Annotated in this window: 17 protein-coding genes; 12 read left to right on the forward strand and 5 right to left on the reverse strand. The window is 60.9% G+C overall.

The genetic code is table 11. The annotated features are described in order from the left end of the window. Nucleotides 1–37: 37 nt before the first annotated feature. From KIO76_RS23170 to repC, 6 genes are all read left to right on the forward strand, one after another. Nucleotides 38–967, forward strand: a complete 930-nt coding sequence (locus KIO76_RS23170; RefSeq protein ID WP_213325948.1) for an IclR family transcriptional regulator — start codon at nt 38–40, stop codon at nt 965–967. Between the two features lie 625 nt (nt 968–1,592). Continuing rightward, nucleotides 1,593–1,853, forward strand: coding sequence for a type II toxin-antitoxin system Phd/YefM family antitoxin (locus KIO76_RS23175; protein ID WP_213325949.1), 261 nt, complete (start codon nt 1,593–1,595; stop codon nt 1,851–1,853). After that, the gene (locus tag KIO76_RS23180) at nt 1,840–2,253 is read left to right on the forward strand and encodes a type II toxin-antitoxin system VapC family toxin (protein ID WP_213325950.1); all 414 of its coding nucleotides are present in this window, start codon (nt 1,840–1,842) and stop codon (nt 2,251–2,253) included. The genes KIO76_RS23175 and KIO76_RS23180 overlap by 14 nt, the downstream gene beginning before the upstream one ends. A 1,761-nt stretch (nt 2,254–4,014) precedes the next feature. After that, nucleotides 4,015–5,229 carry a plasmid partitioning protein RepA gene (gene repA, locus KIO76_RS23185; RefSeq protein WP_213325951.1) on the forward strand — a complete coding sequence of 405 codons (1,215 nt, stop codon included), beginning with the start codon at nt 4,015–4,017 and terminating at the stop codon, nt 5,227–5,229. After that, the gene (gene repB, locus KIO76_RS23190) at nt 5,226–6,257 is read left to right on the forward strand and encodes a plasmid partitioning protein RepB (RefSeq protein WP_213325952.1); all 1,032 of its coding nucleotides are present in this window, start codon (nt 5,226–5,228) and stop codon (nt 6,255–6,257) included. Before repA ends, repB begins: the two co-directional genes overlap by 4 nt. A 197-nt stretch (nt 6,258–6,454) precedes the next feature. Next, nucleotides 6,455–7,807: a plasmid replication protein RepC gene (gene repC / locus KIO76_RS23195; protein ID WP_213325953.1), complete on the forward strand. Its 1,353-nt coding sequence runs from the start codon at nt 6,455–6,457 to the stop codon at nt 7,805–7,807. Between the two features lie 126 nt (nt 7,808–7,933). Here repC and KIO76_RS23200 read toward each other — a convergent pair whose 3' ends face one another. Beyond that, nucleotides 7,934–8,929 carry a TRAP transporter substrate-binding protein gene (locus KIO76_RS23200; RefSeq protein ID WP_213325954.1) on the reverse strand — a complete coding sequence of 332 codons (996 nt, stop codon included), beginning with the start codon at nt 8,927–8,929 and terminating at the stop codon, nt 7,934–7,936. A gap of 781 nt (nt 8,930–9,710) precedes the next feature. On the opposite strand from KIO76_RS23200, the gene gbd reads away from it, so the two are divergent. Together gbd and KIO76_RS23210 are read left to right on the forward strand one after the other, a co-directional pair. Then, nucleotides 9,711–10,838, forward strand: a complete 1,128-nt coding sequence (gbd, locus tag KIO76_RS23205) for a 4-hydroxybutyrate dehydrogenase (protein ID WP_213327083.1) — start codon at nt 9,711–9,713, stop codon at nt 10,836–10,838. Nucleotides 10,839–10,972: 134 nt separating this feature from the next. Continuing rightward, nucleotides 10,973–11,719 carry an SDR family oxidoreductase gene (locus KIO76_RS23210; protein WP_213325955.1) on the forward strand — a complete coding sequence of 249 codons (747 nt, stop codon included), beginning with the start codon at nt 10,973–10,975 and terminating at the stop codon, nt 11,717–11,719. A gap of 457 nt (nt 11,720–12,176) precedes the next feature. On the opposite strand, the gene KIO76_RS23215 is transcribed toward KIO76_RS23210, so the two are convergent. The 3 genes from KIO76_RS23215 to KIO76_RS23225 form a co-directional block, all read right to left on the reverse strand. Beyond that, a complete protein-coding gene (locus KIO76_RS23215) occupies nt 12,177–13,454 on the reverse strand; it encodes a TRAP transporter large permease (RefSeq protein WP_213325956.1) in 1,278 nt (425 codons plus the stop codon). Beyond that, the gene (locus KIO76_RS23220) at nt 13,451–13,996 is read right to left on the reverse strand and encodes a TRAP transporter small permease (RefSeq protein WP_213325957.1); all 546 of its coding nucleotides are present in this window, start codon (nt 13,994–13,996) and stop codon (nt 13,451–13,453) included. The genes KIO76_RS23215 and KIO76_RS23220 overlap by 4 nt, the downstream gene beginning before the upstream one ends. Nucleotides 13,997–14,216: 220 nt before the next feature. Next, nucleotides 14,217–14,507 carry a DUF1330 domain-containing protein gene (locus KIO76_RS23225; protein WP_213325958.1) on the reverse strand — a complete coding sequence of 97 codons (291 nt, stop codon included), beginning with the start codon at nt 14,505–14,507 and terminating at the stop codon, nt 14,217–14,219. 211 nt (nt 14,508–14,718) lie between these two features. On the opposite strand from KIO76_RS23225, the gene KIO76_RS23230 reads away from it, so the two are divergent. Continuing rightward, on the forward strand, nt 14,719–15,528 hold the full coding sequence (locus KIO76_RS23230) for an IclR family transcriptional regulator (protein WP_213325959.1): 810 nt from the start codon (nt 14,719–14,721) through the stop codon (nt 15,526–15,528). A 354-nt stretch (nt 15,529–15,882) separates the two neighbouring features. Then, nucleotides 15,883–16,200 (forward strand): alanine racemase C-terminal domain-containing protein, encoded by a 318-nt coding sequence (locus tag KIO76_RS23235; protein WP_213325960.1) that lies wholly within the window; start codon nt 15,883–15,885, stop codon nt 16,198–16,200. Here the strand turns inward: KIO76_RS23235 and KIO76_RS23240 are convergent. Then, complete coding sequence (locus KIO76_RS23240) at nt 16,181–17,098, reverse strand: LysR family transcriptional regulator (protein ID WP_213325961.1); 918 nt, start codon at nt 17,096–17,098, stop codon at nt 16,181–16,183. The two genes, KIO76_RS23235 and KIO76_RS23240, sit on opposite strands and share 20 nt — an antisense overlap. A gap of 192 nt (nt 17,099–17,290) precedes the next feature. Between KIO76_RS23240 and KIO76_RS23245 the strand changes: the two genes are divergently transcribed. Both KIO76_RS23245 and KIO76_RS23250 read left to right on the forward strand, forming a co-directional pair. Further along, nucleotides 17,291–18,895, forward strand: a complete 1,605-nt coding sequence (locus KIO76_RS23245) for an ABC transporter substrate-binding protein (RefSeq protein WP_213325962.1) — start codon at nt 17,291–17,293, stop codon at nt 18,893–18,895. Nucleotides 18,896–18,905: 10 nt separating this feature from the next. Then, complete coding sequence (locus tag KIO76_RS23250; RefSeq protein WP_213325963.1) at nt 18,906–19,874, forward strand: ABC transporter permease; 969 nt, start codon at nt 18,906–18,908, stop codon at nt 19,872–19,874. Nucleotides 19,875–19,885: the final 11 nt, after the last annotated feature.

Consider the following 19,885-nt stretch of genomic DNA (forward strand, 5'->3'; position numbering starts at 1 on the left):
ACTGACCGCACCATACTAGCTAGGATTTCCCCAGGGCATGACGACTGAAAGCCGCGAGACCGTGCGAACACCGAAGCAACGTACCCGTTCCGCGGGCAAGTCCATCGCGGACAGCGATATCGATGATGGCGCCGTCGAACAGCGCCCCGCGCGCTCCAAGGCACGGCAGACCGGAGACGGCAATGCGGCCCTGGATTGGGAGAACCTGGAAACCGACAATCAATTCGTCAAAGCCCTGGGCCGTGGGCTTGAAATCCTGAGCGCTTTCAAGGCCGGCGACGGGCCTCTGGGAAATACCGAGCTCGCGGAGCGAACCGGCCTGCCAACCGCGACCGTGTCCCGCATCACCTATACGCTCGCGAAATGCGGCTTCCTGACGTTCAATCGGCGGCTGCGAATGTATGAACTGGGCGGGGAAGCCTTTGCCATTGGCCGTGTCGCCCTGGCCAATTTCGACGTGCGCAGAATGGCCCGTCCATTCATGCGCGACCTCGCCGAACAATCCGGTTTCAACGTGGGCCTTGGCACGCGCGACCGCCACTCGATGATCTATACCGACGCCTGTGAAGGGGCGAGCCTGGTTGGTCTGCGTCTGTTTGCCGGCTCACGCATTCCGATCGGTACCAGCGCGATGGGCCGCGCCTATCTGGCCGGCTTGCCCGAAGACGAGCTCATCCCGCTGCTCAATGAACTGAAGCCGCGCTACCAGAACTGGGGCGAGGTATACAAGTCGATCGAACAGGCCCGCCAGGAAGTCGAGCAGTACGGATTCTGTGTCAGCCTTGGGGAATGGCAGCCTGACATCCACGGCGTCGCGGCCCCGATCCGAACTCCCGAAGGCGACAAGATGTTTGCGGTCAATCTCGGCGGTCCATCCTACGCGTTGCCCGCGGAAGCCATTTGGAGCTCGCATGGCCCAGCGATTGCCGACCTCGCGCATCAGGTCGAAAAACTGATGGCGGTTTGAGCCGAGGTTGCGTTTGAGGCTGATGGCCCTACGCAGTCCATGTCACAGGGCCAGCAACGAGCTCGATTTTCCGCACATACAAGGCGGCGCGCGACGACGGAAGAAAAGCGCAGGATCGCTGCCGCTGATGCAGTGATTGCTCATGTTATCAGTGCCTTAGTCTTCGGCTCGGCCTCTCTCGACCTGAGGCCTCCCCGGTCGCCGGCCGCCTCTCAAGGCATTTTCGTTATCTCTCGATTCTTAGATTGGCTTAAGACGCATCGAAATTCAACGGGGTGAGTATGATGCGGCGATGTCGGCGAATCGTGCGCGGCTCGCCGGACATGCGGCAAGCGGCGGCTAGGTGGTCGGACGCGCCACGCTCTGGCGCGTTTGGGAAGCTACGCCACCTTCCGCAAGGAAGCTCAGCGCGCGATCACCCCGGCCGGGCACGGAGGTCGGCGGAGCGATCTCGACGCGACGTGGAAGGCGACGCATTGCAGGCTCGCACAGCGGCTCGGGATGACGGGAAATGGCGCGACACTGATAGCGACCATCCTCACTCCCCGCTGCCCGCACCGGGAACTTGTTGACGCTGAGCCACAGCTCCGCCAAGCTAGACAGGCTAGCTAGATTGGACAGCGCTATGGAATGGTCACTACAGGATGCCAAGAATCAGTTCTCCAGAGTCGTCCAGCAGGCGCGCCATGAAGGCCCCCAATGGGTCACCTTGCGCGGGACGGCAGCGGCTGTCGTGCTTTCGACGGCGGACTATGAGGCTCTACGTGCCGGCCGTCCCACCCTTGTCGACGACTTGATCGATGGACCGCAGTGGGATGATGATCTCGCCATGGCAGTCCTAAAGGACGATGCAGACGGCCACGGAGAACGTGATGTATCTCCTTGAGACCGGGGTCATCGTCGATGCCCGACGAGGAGACCCGCGGGCGACGGCATGGCTGCGCTCGGTCGACCCATCCGCCGTTTACCTGAGCGTCCTCACCATCGGCGCGATTATGCGCGGCATCGCTTACAGGCAGACGAGCGATCCCGCGGGGGCCGCGCCACTGGCCGAATGGCTTCGCGGCCTCCGCCACCGCCACGCCGACCGCATCCTTCCTGTCACAGACCAAATCGCCATGACCTGGGGTCGGCTCGCTGGAACCGGCGTCCTGGGGAGCGTCGATGGACTGATCGCTGCGACCGCTATCGTTCACGACCTCATCCTTGTCACCCAACGTGGCTCGGCTTTCTCTGACATCGGGGCTTCGGTCGTTGATCCCCGGGACGCCAACCTCCAAGGGTGAAGGAGAGGGGATGAGACCATTCAGGACAGTGTGGCCGCCGGCGACGCTTCGGCTGGAGCACATCCCAGTCCCCTGCCCTTCCGAGATCGAGAGCAGACGTCGCGTCGCCCTAGGCGCTCTCGCGGTCCGGAGCTGCCTACCGCGTGCCGGCCCGATCAGCACCTCAAACCGTGACGCGCATCCGACGCGGCCATCCAGCCTACCGGTCCTCATCCGCGGCGTAACATCGAGGAGTTGTGGATGGCCGCAGTGCAGCGCGTCGCTATCAAGGCGGCATTCTACATCGAGCCCGGCGCTCTACCGCTATCCCGTGAGGCTCCGCAGCAGCTCCGCTGGCAGAGGTTAGCAGAACGCGCGTCACGTTTGGTCGCAGACAAGGGCGTCTCGAGCGAACGCCTCCTGGGTTTGCAGGACACTTCAGGCGTCCTTGGCAGGGAAAGGAGTGGACGGCCCGAAGAGCTGGCGTTCAGACCTGACCCATTCGCCCGCGACGCTCCCGGAAAGCTACACCCACCGCTTCGGCTCGGCGGGATGTGAGCTTTTGGGTCGCTGCCGGCGTGCCTGTGGAGATCAAGGGGAGCAGCCGGGTCCGCCTGCCGTTTGTCACCACAGGATCCGCTTGAACTTGCGGGCTGCATGGAACCGAGAGGGCGAGGGCGCCTGCATCCCCGAGCACACTGGCTCGCTCACACGCTGAGATTGCCGGTATGACCCGGGCCTACTCGGCATACCGCCGACTAAATCCCCGTCCAAGCCCAACTGTCCCACCTTCCCTTTCTTGGCGAGGGCCGCCCAGGTGTTCGACGCCGCCATTCGGAAATCCAGCCGCGGCGGCGGACTCAACCACAGACTAGTCACATCTTCGAAGGAGAACGAGCATCGCAGCACGTCGAGCGGCGGTCGGTCCCGCCGTCGGCCGACATTCGCCACCCGAGCAACGCGTGCCTGCAGCAGCCCCTCGCTGACATTCCGCGACGATCTCGACAAGAAGGTCCCCGTGGCCGCTTCGCGCCCTCTTCGTTACATGGACCTCGATACCGGGAGCCCCTCTTCACCGCGATATTGCTGAGGGTGGCGCGCAGGCCACGCACAGAAGCCGGCTGCCTCGCCGGACTAAATCTCGTCAGATGAAAGTTAGCCGCGGCTAACCGCCGGCGAATGCCGGGTCCGGCAGTTCAAACACGAGCCTCGCGGTCTCGTCGCGATCCCACCGCCGATGACGCAACCGGTACACGCGCTCGCCCCAGCGGAGCAATCCCTCTCGCCTTCACATACCTTGCCTCGTGGCCATGAGGAGGCGCCGAGACAGCACCTCGGAGCGCTGCGTTGCGCACCCCTGTACCTGGACGCAACAGAGTTAGCCGCGGCTAACTCGTACACCAGCCGCGCGCGCGATGCACTCGAAGCCGCTGGCGCGAGCACGCGCAGATGACCAGCCCAGGCAACCAGAAACGCGCCCCACCAAGATACCACCCTGCCTCGCATGATATGTTAATCGCGCAAGTGATTCGTGAAGAAGCCCGCTCTAGACCCGCATTCATCAAATGTCGACTTTCCAAATCGGAGAGCCTCGACAATGAAAACTGCGAAACCGATTGTTTTCACAGGCAGTCAACTGCCGGAGCCAAACTGGGCTTTACCTTCGATTAACCTAATATCCCTTGCGGAAAGCTCAGAATCGGTTTTACTCATGTGAACTACGGTTTTTTTCGCAATCCGCGTTCAATACCGCAGTTATGCATCGAGGCTGAAATCGCGGCAATGGCACAGATGGCACCCAAACCTGAGCGTGTTTCCCCTGAGGACCTCAAGGGGGTGATCCAACGCCACTCCAATGCACTGACCAGCCAGTTGCAGGTCCATCACGCGACTACCTTTCCGCCCCATGCGCAGAAGACAATCCGGCAGTTCAGCCCGGCGGAGACCGCCCGTCTCATCGGAATAGGAGAGGGTTACCTCCGGCAAGTTGCCGCAGAAACGCCTGGCCTATCCGGCACGGTCACGAACGGTCGCCGGACATACTCGGTCGAGGATATCCATAACCTTCGCATTCACCTCGACCGCGGCACCCGTAGCGCCCGGCGCTACCTGCCATGGCGACGTGAGGGCGAGCCCCTCCAGGTCGTCTCCGTGATGAACTTCAAGGGTGGGTCCGGAAAGACGACGACAACGGCCCATCTTGCCCAGCACCTCGCGCTGCATGGCTACCGCGTCCTCGCCATCGATCTCGATCCGCAGGCGAGCCTATCTGCGCTCTTCGGCGAGCAGCCCGAACTCGACGTCGGGCAGAATGAAACGCTCTATGGCGCGATCCGCTACGACGAGGAACAACGGCCGATCGCCGAGATCGTCCGTGCGACATACATCCCTGACCTTCATCTCATTCCCGGCAATCTCGAACTGATGGAATTCGAGCACGATACCCCTCGTGCGCTGATGAAGCGGAAGGCTGGAGATACCCTCTTCTTCGCGCGCATCGGCCAGGCCATCGCGCAGGTTCAGGACCTGTATGACGTCGTCATTATCGATTGTCCGCCTCAACTCGGCTATCTCACTCTCTCCGCCCTGACGGCAGCAACCTCCGTCTTGATCACCATTCATCCCCAGATGCTCGACGTCATGTCCATGAGCCAGTTTCTGGCGATGACGGGGGATCTTCTCGATGAAATCTCCCGCGTCGGCGCGACCTCCGAATACAACTGGCTGAGATACCTCGTCACACGGTTCGAACCCAGTGATGGTCCGCAAAACCAGATGGTCGCCTTTCTGCGCTCCATCTTCAACGAACACGTCCTGATTCATCCGATGCTCAAAAGCACCGCCGTTTCTGACGCCGGCTTGACGAACCAGACACTCTTTGAGGTCGAACGCAGCCAGTTCACACGATCGACCTATGATCGCGCCGTCGAGGCGATGCAAAACGTCAATGGTGAGATCGAAGAACTCATCAGGAAGGCCTGGGGACGCACCACATGAGCCGTAAGCGCATATTTGCAACCCTTGATTCCGCACCGACCCGTGGGCCGGATGCAGCGAGCGACGAGACACCCGCGCGTCTTGAAACTCGGCCGCGATCGCGCCCGCTGCTTGGAGTGGCCGGTCTTGGTATTGATCCCAATCGCTCGCCCGTCGGCGCAATCGGCCAGTCCTTGGGCGAAGTCTCTGAACGCACGCGCCGCGCTGACGAGATCGAGAGAAAACTCTCCGCCGGCCAGACGATCGTCGAGCTGGATCCTGCCGAGATCGACCCATCCTTCGTCACGGACCGTATGCCAGTCGATGACGATGTTCAGCGTCAATTCCTGGCTTCAATCCGCGAGCAGGGTCAACAGGTCCCGATCCTGGTCAGGCCTCATCCACAAGCGCGCGGGCGTTACCAGGTCGCATTCGGCCATCGCAGGCTCAAAGCAGCGATCGAACTCGGGCGAATGGTGCGTGCCGTGGTGCGCGACCTCAGCGACGAGGAACTGGTTGTTGCGCAAGGCCAGGAGAATAACGAGCGCCGCGACCTCACCTTCATCGAGAAGGCACGGTTTGCGCGAAACCTGCAATCGCGTTTCACGCGCGATGTGATCATGGCAGCGATGTCGATCTACAAGAGCGACCTGTCTAATATGCTCTCTGTCGTCAGCCGCATCCCGGACGAACTCGTCGACGCGATCGGACCGGCGCACGGGATCGGACGTCGCAACTGGATTGAGCTGGCGGATCTCTTCTCGCGGGCTGATGCAGTTGAGCGTGCCGCGGCTCTCGTCCATAGCGAGACCTTCCGCACACTGCCCTCTGATGCACGATTCAAAGCGGTCTTAGCCGCGTTAAAGCAGCCGGGCGCTCGACGCGAGCCGAGCATATGGACGTCCCGGCAGGGCACACCACTTGCGCGAGTGGAGCAGAGCGAGCGGAAAGTAGCTGTTACAATCGACAGACGCCAGGCGCCCGACTTCGCTGACTTCGTGCTGAACGAGCTACCAAGGCTCTACGCTGAATTTGAAAGCCGCAAATAAGCGGGCTTTCGCATGTCTGACTATGTGAGAGGAGAGCAGCAGCAAAAGAAAAAGGCCCCCGAAACACCGTCCCGGAAGCCTTCTCCTGTGTGAGAACTAGAGAATCGCATTTCCCGGAATCGCAGTCAAGAGTCCTCCGTAGGATAATTGCCGTTTCGGCGAGCAGATTTCTTTTGCCTAGCGATAGGTGAAAGAGAATGCAGACGCATATTGCAACGACGCCCTTTGGGCGGCGGACGATGTCGCTTGCCCAGCTGGCACAGCAATCCATTGGACGCAGCGCCCCGAAAGACACCGCTGTCCATAAATGGCAGGTGTTTCAACATATCCGCGAAGCGCGCGATCGCCTGGGGGCTACCGACAGGGCCCTCACCATCCTGAACGCCTTGCTCTCGTTCCATCCGGAAACCACCCTGTCAGCGCGGGGAGGTCTTGTTGTCTGGCCTTCCAACGACCAGCTCGCAGCCCGCGCCAATGGCATGCCCGCCACAACCCTGCGGCGACACCTCGCCAACCTGGTTGAATGCGGCCTCATCATCCGGCGCGACAGTCCCAACGGCAAACGCTTCGCCCGCAAGGGCAGGGGAGGGGACATCGAGCAGGTCTACGGTTTTGACCTCTCACCGATCGTCACACGCGCCGATGCCTTCAAAGACATGGCGGAAGCCGTGCAGGCCGACAAACGCGCGAGACAAGTCGCCCGGGAACAGCTGACGCTCCTGCGCCGGGATATCGCCAAGACCATCACCGCTGCCCGCGCGGAAGGCGCACCAGGCCCCTGGGAGATCGCACAGCACCGCTACGACGCGATCATCAGCCAGCTTCCGCGCCAGCCCTGCGGAGAGGTCATCGAGGCGATCTGCGCAGATCTGCGCCATCTCTGGGACGATATTCGCACATCCTTGGAAAACTTCACACAATCCCGGATTCCGGCCGCCAATGAGTCCCATTCTGGCGGGCACTTAAAAGAGTCAAACCCAGAATCTCATTCTGAATTTCAAAAAGATGACTCAAGGGATGAACAAAACGCCCCTTCCGGCGAGATCACACCCCCAGCCGCTCAGGATCGGCAAGGACCCAGCCTTTCCACTGTCATCAAAGCCTGCCCAGCTATCATCGATCTCGCCCAGGGCCGTGCCATCCAGAACTGGCGAGATCTTCTGGGATTGGCAGGTGTTGTTCGTCCGATGCTGGGGATCAGTTCCAGACTCTGGGAGGAAACGTGTGCGACGCTCGGCGCCCAGGGGGCTGCGACAGTGCTCGCCGCGATCTATGAGCGGTCGGGGGAGATCTCCAATCCAGGCGGCTATCTTCGTAATCTCACCCAGCGCGCGGTCACCGGAGAGTTCTCGACCACTCCTATGATCCTCGCCCTGTTCACCGCGAGACTCAGAAAGGACAGGGGAGGGGAGTATCTCCAGCATCCAATCCCGACAACAGAACTCCCGGGGATCGAGGGCGGTCATTCTCGACCCTCCATCACTGTGAGCGCCGCGTTGCAGCAAAAGCTCAAGAACGGGGCAACGCGGCGAGCTCGGAGCAGGAGGTGAGATGGCTTTGGCCTGCCCGTCGCGATATGTCGACGTGGCAGGCGCCAGACAAGATTTCGTGATCCGATCAAATTTTGAGAAGCGACAATGCGGGGCTGCACCGCATCGCCGACATAGGCATGTCCTTCACTGACCGGCGACTGCAGCCATAGCCGCTCGTGCCTGCTCAACCACATTCGCGCCGATCTTCTCGCTGAATTCCTTCACGACAGGTGCGACGCGCTCGCGCATGGCTGCGAGGGCTTCGGGCGTGGGTTCAGTAATCTTGAAGCCCTTCGCCACGAGCTCCTTCTCCAGATCCGCCGCCGACTTGCGAGAAATTTCCCGCTGGAAGGCTGCCGATTCCTTTGCGGCTTCCCTAACGATGGTCTTGTCCGCATCGGAGAGGCTGTCGAACCATTTCTTGCTCGCGAGAAGAACAAACGGCGTGTAGACGTGGCCCGTCTTGGCGAGATGTTTCTGCACCTCGTAGAACCTTGCCGTATAGATCAGAGCGTACGGTGTCTCCTGGCCATCGACGGCGCCATTCTCGAGCGCGCTGTAGAGTTCAGGCCAGGGAAGCGGCGTTGGATTCGTTCCCAGGGCTTTCCAGGTCGCGATGAACAACGGGTTGGGTATGACGCGGATGTTGAGCCCTGCCATATCCTCCACGGTGTTGATAGAGCGGGTCTTATTGGTCATGTGGCGGAAGCCGTTGTCCCACCAGGCCAGCCCGACCATGCCGGTCTTTTCCTTCAGCTGCGAGAACAGCTGCTCGCCGACCGCGCCGTCCATGACGGCATCGACGGCCGCGAAGTCCTTGTAGAAGAACGGAAGGTCGTAGATCATGAACTGCGGAACAACGCCGACCAGGTTGGGCGTTGGGCCGACCATGATGTCGATGAAGCCGGCTTGAACCGACGCCTGCATCTCGGGCTCGCTGCCGAGCACGCCGTTGCCGAACGTATCAATCTTGATGCGACCGCCGCTCTTCTCTTTTACTAGGTTCGCAAAGTGACGCGAAGCCTGCCCCACCGGGTGATCTTCCGTGGGCACGTAGCCAAGGCGGGCATTCTGGGCCATGGCCGGAGCGGCGGCTAGAAGGCCGCCGACAAATGCCGCCGTCAGAAGCAAGAGTTTCATTTTGTTCCCCTCCCAAGGATCGTTCACGCAACTAGGATGTGCTGATTGTCTACGGACGCGAACAAGTCCGGTACTACGTGTATTGTGGCCCTAAACTTTGAACCAGACGAGAAGGTCATTGTCCATATTATGGACAATTTGTCCAAAATGATATGATGGCAGACTACCGCCGATTGTCAACGCTCCTCGCCACGCTTCAGAGCACGGCAACGAGATGGCACGTCGGGTTGCGTCTTGACCGTCGTGGCGAATGAACTGACTGTCGATTCCGGTACGGCAGGGCACGCCATGAATTGAAGCCCGCACCTCCTGGGGCATACGAACGTGAACGTTGCAGTCAGGGATCTCGACCAGGTTAAGCCGCATGCCGAGCATGTGCCGTGCATGCTCGTGCATCCAGCCTGGGCTCAACACGGAGGTGGCGGGACTTGACAACGGCTTTCCTCCCATCGGCAAGTCACTACCGGTGCGAATTTCGACGATCGGATCAATGCAACCCAACTCACCGACAGATTGTCCATAATGTAGTCAATGCGCCCACCTTGGGCGTGGGCTATAACGTAGCTTGTCCATAGCCTTGCAATCGGCGTGCGAGTCGCAACGCTTGACATTCGCAAATTTCCGATCGATGCTTGGACAATATGTCCACAATATGGGCCATTGTTGCGGAGGCGTGACGTTCTGCACGGCTCCTCAACACGTGCCGAGTGCCACCCGGTGGCTGCGGCGGTGCATTGGGGGTGGGTACATCGAGGAGAGCGGCAGCGTGAATACTCGCAGCGTGGATACTATAACTTATCTTACAAACGTTAGTTTCGGACTTGGGGCCGCCGAGTCGCTGGCGGACATTCTGCGCGAACTCGGCGTGTTGAAACCCCTGGTCATCAGCGATCACGGCGTCCGGGCGGCAGGCCTGCTTCAGCGCCCTGTTTTCGCGTTTCTGGACAGCGCGCCGACCTTTCTGGACGTCCCCTCCAATCCGACCGAGAGCGCAGTTGCTGCCGGTCTGGAGCTCTACAGGGAAAGCGGTTGCGACGGGGTCGTGGCGATCGGCGGAGGCTCTCCGATTGATCTCGCCAAGGGGGTTGCGTTACTCGCCACGCACGACGGCGAACTTGAACGCTACGCCGCGATCCTGGGCGGTGTAGCGCGCATCACGGCCGCCGTCGCGCCGCTCGTGGCCGTCCCGACGACAGCGGGTACGGGATCCGAGGTCGGGCGCGCCGCGTTGATCACGCTGAATGACGGCCGGAAGCTGGGGTTCATCAGCCCCTATCTGATTCCTCGCAGGGCGATTTGCGACCCGGAGTTGACGATGGGGCTTCCTCCGGCTTTGACGGCCGCGACCGGGCTCGATGCGCTCTCCCATTGCGTCGAGACCTACCTTTCTCCCCGCTACAATCCTCCGGCCGAGGCAATAGCCGTCGACGGCTTCAAACGCATCTGGAAGGCCTTACCCGTCGCCTACGCGGATGGCTCCAACGCGCAGGCGCGGAGCGATCTCATGATGGGTGCCCTGGAAGGCGGTCTGACGTTCCAGAAGGGGCTTGGAGCCGTCCATGCGCTCAGCCACGCCCTGGGTGGTCTTAAGGAGGCGCGCCTCCACCATGGGACGCTCAACGCCATCCTGATGCCACCAGTCCTCCGGTGGAATGTGAAAGTCGAGGCCGCGGCTGAAAAAGTAAGTTACCTCGAGAGCCTGGCCGGACTAGAACAGAGAACCCTCGCCGATGCGCTGGACGATTTGAACCGCCGTCTGGGTATCACGCAGAGATTGTCCGAATTGGGCGTGCCCCGGCATGTCATTGATTGGGTATGCGAACGGGCCCTTGCCGATCACAGCCACCCCACCAATCCGCGCCCGTTGACCAAGGAAGATTACGCCGCGATCCTTCAGTCCGTGTTCTAGAGCAATATTGGCATCGTCGATAACCTTTAAGGCGATGAGTTTGCTCGCCAAATTTCTGACCGGCGCAAGTCCGCAACAGACGGACTTGCTCGGGACCGGGGACGCCGTCAGACGGGAAGCGCGGAGGCAAATCCATGAGACCGATTGTGATTGTCACAGGCGCAGGCCACGGCATCGGCGCCGCGACGGCGCGGCTGTTCGCCGCTGACGGCTACGATGTCTGCATAAACTATCTCTCGGACGCTGCTGCTGCATCGACAGTCGTTGAGGACTGCGAGGCCGCAGGCGCCCGCGCCATCGCGGTGCAGGGAGACGTTGGGAAAATCGAGGACGTCCAGGCCCTGTTCAGCGCATGCGACGATGCGCTGGGGCGGGTAACCTGCCTGATCAACAATGCGGGCATCATCGGCAAAGCCGGCCGAATAGAGGATCTGCAGCCTGCTACCCTGGAGCGAACCTTCGAGGTGAACGTATTCGGGGTCATGTATGGTATTCAGGAGGCCGCAAAACGCATGTCGACCCGTCGGGGCGGACAGGGCGGGACGATCGTGAACATGTCGTCCCTCGCATCCTACCTCGGTAGCCCCAACGAATACGTGCACTATGCCGCGAGCAAGGGAGCCGTCGAATCCATCACCTTCGGCGCGGGCAAAGAGTTGGCACCGGAGGGCATTCGCGTGAATGCCATACGTGTCGGCACCACCAACACGCGGATACACACCCAAGGCGGAAACCCCGAGCGGCCAGCCAGGATTGCGGCGGTAACCCCCATGGGACGCATCGCAGAGCCCGACGACATCGCGCGCGCGGCCCTGTGGCTTGCGTCTCCTGGCTCGGGGTTCGTAACAGGCACCCTGATCACGGTGTCCGGGGGACTCTGACGTCTCAGGCTTGGCTCAAAAGGAGTGCCGGGTTCCCGGCACACCTGCCGGGATCGGTCGGTGCACCCAGTCTCTGACCTATCGTCGAACTTTCCGCCAGCGGCGATTGACGCGGTTTCGCGCCAATCGCATTGCAGATTTCCGGGGCGGGCTGCTCAATCTGCCTCACAGATGGAGGAACGCTGCGCCGGCCGCATGAGACCTGAGACCTCACGCATGCCGACGCGGTCGCCCTCCACCAAATAGGGTCGATCTTTAGCTGGCTAATGGAAAACGCCTGCAAGCCCGTCTTGCCAAGCTCCCTCGCCGACCAGCACGCGCAGATGACCTGACCCAGCGGTAGCAAGTCTTATCACGTCAGGCGCCCCGACAGCCGGGCCTCGTTGAGGGCGGGTATGTCGCATGGGTGAAGAAGCCCGCCGCCGCATGTCGCGCGCAACGCCGCGACAGTTTGGGCTTAGTGCAGCCAAGAGGCTGGCACGGTCACGAGAGCCGGGAACAGAACCAGCAGCAGAATGAGTATCATCTGCGCTATGAGGTAGGGCATGGCACCCTTCGTAGCGGCTTCCATGGAAACCCCGCTGATCCCGCACACCGTGTTGAGCACCGTTCCGACAGGAGGCGTGATGAGGCCGACTGCATTCACCATCATGAAGATGACCCCGAAATAAACCGGGTCGATCCCCGCCGCCTTGACGATTGGAACGAGGATCGGCACCAGAATTGTGATGCTGGGTGCGAAATCGAGCGCCGTACCGACGACGAAGACGGCCACGACGATCATGCCCATGAGCAGGATCGGAGAGTCCAGGAAGGGCGCGAGGAGACTGACCAGCTGGGCGGGCATATTGGAGATCGTCAGCATGAAGCCGGCGATCATAGAGGCCGCGACCAAAAGCATGATCACCGCGGTCAGGCGCCCGGCGCCCAGCAGCGCGTCATAGAGTAGCCGCGGTGTCAGTTCTCGATAAATAAACACCCCCACGAACAATGCATAGAAGGCAGCTACGACGCCGGCCTCCGTGGGCGTGAAGATGCCGAACCGCAATCCGCCGAGGATAATCGCTGGCATCATCAGCGCCCAACCGGCGGTCCTGATGGTTTTCGGGATATCCCTGCGCGGAAGTTTGAGGTGGACCGACGCAGTTTCCTTTTTCGAGAGGAACCACCAGGCGATCATGAGGCTCACCCCCATCAAAATCCCTGGTATGATTCCGGCGAAGAACAGGCCGACGATGGAGATGTTTGCGGTGACGCCCAGGAGGATGAACCCAACAGACGGCGGGATGACAGGAGCGATAATGCCCGTCGCCGCCATCAAGCCCGAGGCGCGCCCCATGTGATAGCCGGCATCCCTCATCAGGGGGACCAACATGACGGCGAGCGTCGCCGTATCCGCGATCGCCGACCCGGAGACGCTGGCAAGCACCAGGCCCGTGCCGATGACGACGTAACCGAGGCCGCCTCGTATATGACCGACGAGCGCCAAGGCAACGTTTACGATCCGGCGGGAGAGGCCGCCTGCGTTCATGAGCTCGCCCGCAATCAGAAAGAACGGGATCGCCATCAGCGGATAACTGTCTGCCCCATTGACCAGCCGTTGTGCCAGGATCTGCGCATCCAGATTGCCCATCAGCAGCATCATCGCAATGCCCGACAGCATCAGGGCGAAGGCAACGGGGACCCCGATGCCCATCGCACCGAGGAGAGACGCCATAAAGACCAATCCGCTCACGGTGCTTTCTCCGAATTGAGCGCCGGAGAGAGGACCGGTGGCGGCTCGACGTGTTGTGCGCCCGACCAAGGGGCAGGCAGGATGCCGCGCAGCGAGCGCCACAGATCGATAAGGAGCACTAGAGCCATCAGGATGGCGGCGGCAAGCCCCGCGGCGTAGATGGCGCCGACGGGAATTCCCGACAGTGCCTGGACGTTGCCCCACTCGATGAGGGTGAGCGACCAGCTGCCCTTTGCCAGGAGCCAGCAGCACCACAGCATCAGGCCGTATGAAGCGATAAAGCAGACGAAGCGCGCCCCGCGCGGCAACCTGACGACGAGCGAGTCGACGCCGAGATGCGCGCCTTTGGCCAGGGCCACCACAGATCCCAAAAAGATGACCCAGACGAGGACCACACGAGAGACTTCGACGGCAAACGGAACGCCTGAGCTGAAACCGTAGCGCAGCACGACATTTGTGAAGATCAAAAGGCTTATGACGGCCATGCCGACGACGACGAGAACGTCAAAGACCTTAAAAAGCCAACGCAACGGTTCGGGCATAGTTGCTCCCAGAAGGTTGTGCGCTCATGCGACGTCCTTGCCGCATGCTGACGGGGCTACGAAGGAGGCGAGCATGACGCTCCAGCATCCCTGGCGCGCGAGAAACGCCTTCGCGCGTGATCAAGACTTGGGCTGCTACGCCGGTCGAACAGCGCGCCGGCGCAAAGGCGGCGCTCCCTCCAACCACCACGACAGCAGGTTTGAAGTCTTACTTCCGGTGTCAGACGCCTTCCACCACGGTCAGATGTGCCTTGGCATACTTGACGCGTGCCTCGATGGCCTTCCGATACTCAGGAGAGTTGTAGCAGGCGAGGGCAGTCTCGTAGTCCTTGAACTCTATTACAACCACGCGGTTCGCGTCCGGCCCTTCCATGACCTGGTGTTTTCCGGCGCGAACGACAAAATTCGCGCCGTATTTGTCGAAAGCGGCCTTGTTCAAGGCGATGTATTCTTTGTAGCCTTCCTGGTCAGCAATATCGACCATTGCAACCCAGTACCCTTTTTTTGTCATTGCTTATCCTCCCAGCAGCAATTCCCGCGCCTCTCGCCGAAGGGCGGATTGCCCGATGCGTTCAATTTTGGTGCAGGTGAGCTTGTCGTTGACCCTCCCCGATCATACGACTAGAACCGGAATCCCGGAATACTGACTACAATATGGACAGTTTGCCCACAAATCTCTAGTACCGCCATGTACCGTTGTCAAGCTTGCAGGGAGTTATGCCATGAGCCTGAGTGACCTCCAGGATGAAGCAGATGTCAGGACTCCCAATCCCGTGCAGGGAGCGGCTTCGTTCTCAAAATTCATGACGGTGCTCCAGATTATCGCGGATTCTCCCGGGGCACTGGACATTGCCCAACTGACCAAGCGTGCGCGTTTCCCGCGGGGGACGGTCTACCGGCTCGTTTCGGCGCTGATTGCCGAGGGACTCATCACGCAGTCCGGGGAGAGCGGAACGTTTCGCCTTGGACCGCGCCTTCTCCAGCTCGCTGCCAAGACCTGGGAGGATTCCGACCTGCGGACGATCGCAAGAGATTTTCTGGTATCGCTCCGGGATGCAACGGATGAGGCCGTGCACCTCGCGGTGCCCAGCAACAACCGGATGGTCTACATAGACAAGTTGGTCGGCTCCAGCACAGTTCAGATGAAGACAAGCATTGGCGGCCAGGTTGAACTTCACTCCACATCCGTGGGTAAGGCGTGGCTGTCTGGCCTGCCGGACGAGCGGTTGCTCGAAGTTATCAAGGAGTTGGAGTTAAAGCGCCACACCGCCAAGACGCTAACGACGCCCGAGGCGCTGCTCGCGGAACTGAAGCGGACGCGCGAGCAGGAGTTTGCCTTCGACGACGAGGAGAACGAGCCGGATATTCGTTGTCTCGGCAGCCCCATCTTCAATCGTCAGCGGGAACCGGTCGGAGCGATAAGCGTCAGTATGCCCGTATACCGGCACGATGCGCGGCGTCATGAACTTTGCGCCAGGCTGGTGCGTCAAACGGCGAAACGGATCACTGCCGAATTATCCAGGATTTTATAGCGCCGTCGTTCGGGGGAGGCATCGAAAGTCAGTTGCGCTGGTGCTCCATCATCTTGCGACGATCCTGGTCGCTGCCGCCCTCAGCCTGTCGCTTGCTGTGATCAGCCCCTATGCTTGGGCTCCTTGCGCTGGCTTGCGGCGCTTTATGGGCTTGTGATCCGCGGAGTTCCGCTGCTGGTCCTCCTCGTCGGCAGCTATGTCAGCTTGCCCGACCTGCCTCTGCACTTCGATCGACGCGCGCGGCTTTCGAGCCGGCGCCCTACTACGCCAGGCGGCCGTGGTGGCCCCGTGCGATCGTCGCGAGCCGTCACCTCGCGTTGGCAGGTGTCTATGGTCCCCCGATGATGACGAGCTATGGCTTCGCCCCCCACGCCGTTCATGCGCCTGAAGCCGGATATGCGGTTGGGCCCGATCCCTTTCGGTTGGCGCGCCGGTATCCCAGGCGGGATGCCGAACGATGCGGTGGCTCTGATCAGAAGGTGTTGGGGACCTCTCATCGCTCCGACGCATTCCGAGCTTATACGTGTCGGTCTGACGGACATCCCGGAAGCCGAAGTCGGCGACGAGGTGGTTCTGCTCCGACGGTCAGGCGGCGTCGACGTCAGCCTTGCCGAACTGGCGGAGCAGTGGGGCGTATCGACGTATGACGAATTCAGAAATATTCTCTCCTGAAGCTATCTCTGACAATATTCAGATACTTGAGTGCCTTCTCATTTCCATGCCGTGAGAATACAACATATCGATAAGCGGCCCCCGGGCGAAATGGGACAAATGCAAGATCCAGTCCTAGCGTCGCGTACTGCTTTGCCGTGAATTCGTTATCGACCGATACGCAAAGGCCATTCGCGATATACATCGCGCCTAACCCCACCGAATCGACATAAATATTGGCTGAAGAGGCATTTCGCCGCCGATTTGAGACGCTTGACCCTAGAGGGTTGGCTGCATATTCGCGCTCAATCGAAAGTAATTTTTGGCAGACGAGATCCTCCTCGGTAATGAAATCTTTCCTGGAGAGCGGGTGGCCTGCGCTCATGATGCAGACACTCTTGATTTCGGCAATCACCAGCCAATGGAAAAACCGCTCATCCAGCGGCAGGCGCGAGATGCCCAGATCGGCCTCACCGGTCAGCAGGCTATGGGCGATTTGGTCATATCGCTGCGCTTTGACGTGAAGCTCCAAAGTTCGGTCGGCACGATCCAGTTCCAGCGCAAGCTTCGGAATGAAGCTCAGGCAAGTGATATGCGGGGCGCTTATCGTCAACGTGTTGCGCGTCGCCGAGAACGAGTCGAGGATTTCGTTCTCGATGTGCTGCAATGTTTCAAAGTACCTGTCGATGCGATTGTAGATTTCAATCGCATTTGTCGTCGGAATCAGGCCGCGGCCGTCGCGCACGAACAGCTTCTCGCCGACCGCATCCTCAAACTGTTTGAGATGCTGGCTGACCGCGGACTGGGTAACGTCCAGCGCCCTCGCGGCACGCCTTGTCGAACCGGCCCGAATGATCTCGCGAAAGATCTGCGCCGGCCTCAGTCCGATCGAACCAGCCAGCCGGGAGATATCCTTCATCTTTCTCTCCCGGAACCGAGGATGCAGCACGAAGTGGGATATTAGCAGAACTAATCTGCTTTGCAGAAACTTAATAAATTGACCCGTGCGGCCAGCTCTTCGATTGTTCGCCACAGAGAGTTCCACAGGACCTCTGCGGCATAGCATCCCGCCTCGTTCGCCTTCGGCAACGACGTAGGAGCGCCAAGAAAAATGAGGGGTATCATCTTGAAATTCGTTCCCTTTAGCAGCCTTCGGTTCGCCCTGACTCTAGGCACCCTTGCAGGACTCGTCATTGCTACGCAGCCCGCGACAGCTCAGGCTCTGCGGGTTGCAACTTCCTATAAGCTGATGACGCTCGATCCTCATTTCGCGGATCTTGGCGAGACGAACTCGCTCCTGTCGCATGTCTACGAGCGCCTGGTGAACCAGGACGCTCAACTCGATCCACAGCCAGGCCTTGCTACCTCCTGGAAACGCCTTTCGGAGACCCAATGGGAATTCAAGTTGCGCGAAGGAGTCCGCTTTCACGACGGCTCGCCCTTCACCGCCCAGGACGTGATTTATTCACTCACGCGAATCCGCGATTTCCTTACGCCGCCAAGTGGCGGTTATCGGTCTTATGCGAAGGCGATCAAATCCGTCACGGCGCCGGACCCGCTGACCGTCGCTATCGAAACGCACACGGACACCCCGACGCTGCCGCTGTCGCTTGCCGCGATCTTCATCATGCCTCACAAGGCGGACGGGTTCGCCTCGACCGATGAATTGAATGCCGCCGCGCGTCCGATCGGGACCGGCCCCTACAAATTCCAGAACTGGCAATCCGGCGAGATCTTCCGTTTGACGCGGAATGACAGCTACTGGGGTGGGACACCCGCCTGGGCCGAGGTGGCCTTCAGGGTGATCGAGAGCCCCGCCGCGCGCGTCGCCGCGCTGACGACAGCCGACGTCGACGTTGCCGACCAGATCCCGGCGCGGGACGTTTCCGGCCTCAAGCAGCGCGGACTCAAGGTCGAAAGCACCAGCGCAGCGCGCTCGAATTTCCTCCAGTTCGACGTCGGGCGCGAGACTGCTCCAGGCGTCACCGACAAGTCCGGCAAGCCGATCAGCAACCCCTTCCGCGACAAGCGCGTGCGCCAAGCGCTGACCATGGCGACTGACCGCCCCTTCATCGCGGAGAAGATTCTGCTCGGATACGGCACTGCGGCCTCCCAGCTGTTTCCGGGCGGTCTCTCCGGAACCTCTCCCAACCTCAAGGTCACCGCACCGGACTACAGCGCCGCGAAAGCACTTCTGGCGGAGGCGGGTTACCCGGATGGCTTCAACGTCGTGCTCGCGGGCCCGGCAGGGCGCTATCCCGGCGATGGCGAGACGCTGCAGTCCATCGCGCAGAACTGGGCGCGGATCGGCGTGCGCGCTCAACCGGTCGTCGCGCCATTCTCGGTCTTCGCCACGCAGCGTGCCAAGGGCGACTATCCCGTCTGGTATGGCGGCTGCTCCGGCGAGGCTGTGTCATTCTGCCTGGAGGCGCTTCTCGCGTCCCCGAACGTTGAGCAGGGCGCGGGCTCGCTGAACTACGGCAAGTACACCAACCCGCAATTCGACGCGATGCTCGCGAAGGCTAAGGCGATCGCTGAAGGCCCCGAGCGCAGCGCGGCGCTCGCAGCCGCGACGGAGTTCGTCATGGCCGACTACCCCATGCTGCCGCTCTATCATTTCCACTTGATCGTCGGTCACGGGCAGAAGGTAGGCTCCTATGCCGTGCACCCACGGGGATGGACCACCGCCATGCAGGCCATTCCCGCCGGGCAGTGAGGGAACGATCATGATGACCGTCGTCGCAGGAAGGCTTTCACAAGCCCTCCTCGTCCTCCTCGCCCTGTCGGTGATCGGTTTCGTCGGCATCCACAGCGTCGGCAACCCTGTCTACAACGTCGTTAACATCGAAACCGCCACGGCAGAAGATATCCGCAACGCAACCATTGCCCTCGGCCTGGATCAACCGCTGTGGTGGCAATACCACCGCTTCATAAGCAGCGTCCTCGCCGGCGATTTCGGGACGTCCTATATCTATCACCAGCCGGCTTTCGAGCTGGTCATGAGCAAGCTGCCCGCCACGCTCGAACTGGCGACGATCGCCATGCTGATCGCCGCCCCATGCGGCACGCTGCTGGGCTTGCTGGCAGGTAGCAGACAGGGGGGATGGATCGACCGCGCCGTCCTAAAGACAAGCGTGTTCGCGCTGAGCATCCCGTCCTTCTGGCTGAGCATGATGCTCATCCTTCTCGGCGCGGTCGCGATGGGTTGGTTTCCGGCGAGCGGGCGCGGATCGACCGTTTTGCTGCTGGGCCAGGAATGGAGCTTCCCGACGCTGGACGGCTTGCATCACCTGACGCTCCCCGCCCTGACGCTTGCGATTCCCAATGTCGCGTTGATCGCGCGGCTGGCGCGGTCGGGAACGGTCGAGGTCGAGAACCAGGATTTCGTACGATTCTGCCGGGCCAAAGGTATTTCGTCACGGCGCATCCTGTTCCGGCACACCTTGCCGAACATCAGCATACCGATCGTTACGATGATCGGCATGCAGTTCGGCGGGATGCTGGCCTTCGCTGTGGTCGTGGAGACCATCTTTGCCTGGCCGGGCATCGGCAAGCTCCTGATCGACTCCATTCAGCTGCTCGACCGCCCGGTCGTGATGGCGACCCTGACCTTCGTCTCCGTCGTCTTCATCGGCCTGAACGCTCTGGTCGACCTGTTCTATGCCGTGCTCGACCCGCGCGTGCGCGTGTCATGATGAGAGGATCC

The sequence above is a fragment of the Chelatococcus sp. YT9 genome, assembly GCF_018398315.1.
In the GTDB taxonomy this organism is placed as follows: Bacteria; Pseudomonadota; Alphaproteobacteria; order Rhizobiales; family Beijerinckiaceae; genus Chelatococcus.